At 70.6% G+C, this 3011-nt stretch carries 4 protein-coding genes; 1 reads left to right on the forward strand and 3 read right to left on the reverse strand.

Annotated elements, in window-relative coordinates; genetic code table 11:
* The 3 genes from G6R24_RS19805 to G6R24_RS19815 all read right to left on the reverse strand — a co-directional run.
* Positions 1 to 796, reverse strand: a 796-nt coding sequence (locus G6R24_RS19805) for an ABC transporter permease (RefSeq protein ID WP_192029212.1), incomplete at its 3' end; no start/stop codon positions are given.
* Between the two features lie 44 nt (positions 797 to 840).
* Positions 841 to 1620 carry an ABC transporter ATP-binding protein gene (locus tag G6R24_RS19810; protein ID WP_217451507.1) on the reverse strand — a complete coding sequence of 260 codons (780 nt, stop codon included), beginning with the start codon at positions 1618 to 1620 and terminating at the stop codon, positions 841 to 843.
* Positions 1617 to 2837: an ABC transporter substrate-binding protein gene (locus G6R24_RS19815; protein WP_225438804.1), complete on the reverse strand. Its 1221-nt coding sequence runs from the start codon at positions 2835 to 2837 to the stop codon at positions 1617 to 1619. Before G6R24_RS19815 ends, G6R24_RS19810 begins: the two co-directional genes overlap by 4 nt.
* Here G6R24_RS19815 and G6R24_RS22975 point away from each other — a divergent pair.
* Positions 2781 to 3011, forward strand: a 231-nt coding sequence (locus G6R24_RS22975; RefSeq protein ID WP_225438807.1) for a hypothetical protein, incomplete at its 3' end; no start/stop codon positions are given. The genes G6R24_RS19815 and G6R24_RS22975 overlap by 57 nt on opposite strands.

A 3011-nucleotide genomic window follows, 5' to 3' on the forward strand; every position in this document is an offset into this window, starting at 1 on the left:
GGGTCTCGGCGCCGTACCAGCGGCCGGTGACCAGTCGGCTCAGCCAGCCGAAGAACACGAACACGACCAGTCCCAGCAGGGACGCGAGAATGACCGCACCGAACAGCTGCTGGGACAGCAGCCGGGCCCGGTAGAGATCGATCAGCACGCCGATGCCGGGATCGCCCTGTTTGAAGAAGAAGTCGCCGACGACGGCGCCGACCACCGACAGTCCGGCCGAGACCTGGAACCCGGCGAAGGTCGCCGGCATCGCGGCGGGCAGCTGCAGCGAGACCAGCCGCCGCCAGCGGGAGATCCGGTGCAGCCGGAACAGGTCGAGCAGGTCCTGATCCACCGACCGCAGGCCGAAGAAGGTACTGCTGATCACCGGGAACAGGGCGATGAGGACGCACACGACGACCCGGCTGGAGAACCCGTAGTCGAACCAGAATCCGATCAGCGGCACCAGCGCCAGCGTGGGGATCGTCTGCAGGATGACCGCGTAGGGGTAGACCGACTTCTCCACCCAGCGGGCCTGGCTCATGGCGATGGCGATGCCCATCCCGAGCACGATCGAGATGCCGAGCCCGATCAGCGCCACCGACGTCGACAGCCACAGCCCGCGCAGCAGCTGCGTCAGGTTGTCGCGATCGAGGAAGGCCACCCGGACCACCGAGTCGGGGCTTGGCAGCAGGAACCGGCGGTCCCGGTCGAGCAGGACCAGGCTCACGAAGTACCAGACGCCCAGGATGATCGCGAACAGGACCACTGGCGCCAGCCGGTCACGCCAGGTGGCCCGGGCCCGCCCGGTCCGCATCACCGCGGCGACCCGGCCGGCCCGCCGGACGAACCCGGTGGTGCTCACACCTGGTCTCCGCCCTCGCGCAGCCGCCGCGACACCGTGGCCACCAGCTGCGTGAACGCCGGGTCGAACCGCAGGTCGGCCGAGCGCGACGGGCCGAACGGCACCGCGAACTCGGCGACCACCCGACCCGGACGCGGCGACATCACCAGAATCCGGGTCGACAGGTACACGGCCTCGGCCACCGAATGCGTCACGAAGATCGCCGCGCGGAACCGGCGCTGGGCGAACAACGCCAGCAGCTCGTCACCGAGGCGTTCCCGGGAGATCTCGTCGAGGGCGCCGAACGGCTCGTCCAGCAGGAACAGGTCCGGCGACAGGGTGAGCGAGCGGGCCAGCGACACCCGCATCCGCATCCCACCCGACAGGGAGCGCGGCCGGTGCCGTTCGAATCCGCGCAGGCCCACCAGATCGATCAGATCGCTGGCCCGGGGCAGGTACTCGGCCTTGGGCAGGCCGGTGAGCTGGGCCAGCATCTCCACGTTGCGGCGCACGCTGCGCCAGGGCAGCAGGGTCGGATCCTGGAAGACGTAGCCGGTGCGGTCGGCGGTGGTGCGCACCGTCCCGGCGGACGGCGCGGTCAGGCCCGAGGCCAGCCGCAGCAGCGTGCTCTTGCCGCAGCCCGACGCGCCGACCACGCCGACGAACTCGCCGTCGCGCACCGTGAGATCGACGGGTTCCAGAGCCCGGGTGCCATCGGGATAGCGCTTGGCCGCCTGCTCGAAGCGGACCAGGCTGGACGCCTCGGTCGCCCTCGCCCCCGCCACCGTCGCCGTCACCGGGCCGCCGCCGTGGCACCGGTGGTCCCGGCCGCGTCGGTCGGGCTGGTCGTACCGGCCGTGACGGCGGTGCCGGGGGCTGGCCAGCGCACCGTGGTCGTGGCCAGATCGCGGGGGTAGACCGGTGCGAACGAGCCGTCGGTGTTCTGCTCGATGACCGTGGACGCCAGCGTGTTCTGATGGGTGCCGTCGAAACGCACACCGTTCCACGGCATGATCGTCTGGTTTCCCGGCAGGTCGACCGCGACGAGCGCGGACCGCACCAGCTCGTGGTCGGTGCTGCCGGCGTCGTTGATCGCCTGGGCGAGGACGGTGACCGCGGTGAAGGCGTTGGCGGCCTCGGCGGACATCGCGGTGCCGAAGTCACGCTGGTAGCGCTCGGCGACCGCCGCGGCCAGCGGGTTGGCCCGTGCGATCGGAAGCGACCAGGAGGCCTGGCGGCTGACCCGGTCGGCGAAGCCGGGCAGCGCGGCGAGCCGTGCCGTCTGCGCGGCCGGCCCGTATCCGACGAGCGCGGGGGGCACGTAGCCGACGGTGCTGAACGCCCGCGCGAGAGGTTCGCCGTGGTCGCCGTCCACCGTCGCCAGGACGATGTCGGGCGCGGCGTCGCGGACGGCGGTGACCGCGGCCGCCGGGTTCGGATCCCCCGGCTCGTAGGACACGCTGGCCGCCAGCGGGTAGCCGGCCTCCTCGGCGAACTCGGTCACCGTCGAACGAAGGTCGTTGCCGGTCGCGTCGTTGCTGTACAACAGCGCGATCCGGCGGCGCTCCTGGCCCACTTGCTCGGCGTTGCGCAGCAACGACAGGAAGCCGCCGCCGAAGTCCGCGGCATCAGGAGCAGTACGGAAGAACCAGTTCAGCCCGCGCTCGGTGAGCGCCGTCAGCGGGGCGTCGCCGCTGACGAAGGGGGTTTGCAGGCGTTCGGCTCGCTGACTCGCGTCGAGCGTGGAGTCGGCGTCAAAAGCGCCGACGATGCCCACCACCTGCTTGTCGCCGACGAGTGTCGATGTTTCGTCGGCCGCACGCTGACGATCGTTCTTGGTGTCCAACGTCACAATGGAGAGGCGGGCTCGTCCGCTCGGCCCCCAGATTCGCCCGTCCGCGTACGTGAACCCGGCCGTCCCCGTGTTGATGAGCCGGGTGGCCAGCTCCGCTCCGCGTTGCGCATCGCGGCCCGTGGCTGGATCGTTGCCCGTCAGTGGGGCGATCAGGTCGATCTTGACGTCTCCCGAAACATTCGGCTGTTCCGCATCTCCATCACCACTACAGGACGCGAGCAGGGCGCCACAGAGCAGCGCAGCTACTGGTACGCATGCTCTTCGAAAACCGTGGATCATCACGCTCCCCGTCCCCTGGTCCGCGCTGGCCAAAGCTACAGTGACGTGCGACGA

The organism is Candidatus Frankia nodulisporulans (assembly GCF_902806475.1).
GTDB classification, from domain to species: Bacteria; Actinomycetota; Actinomycetes; order Frankiales; family Frankiaceae; genus Frankia; species Frankia umida.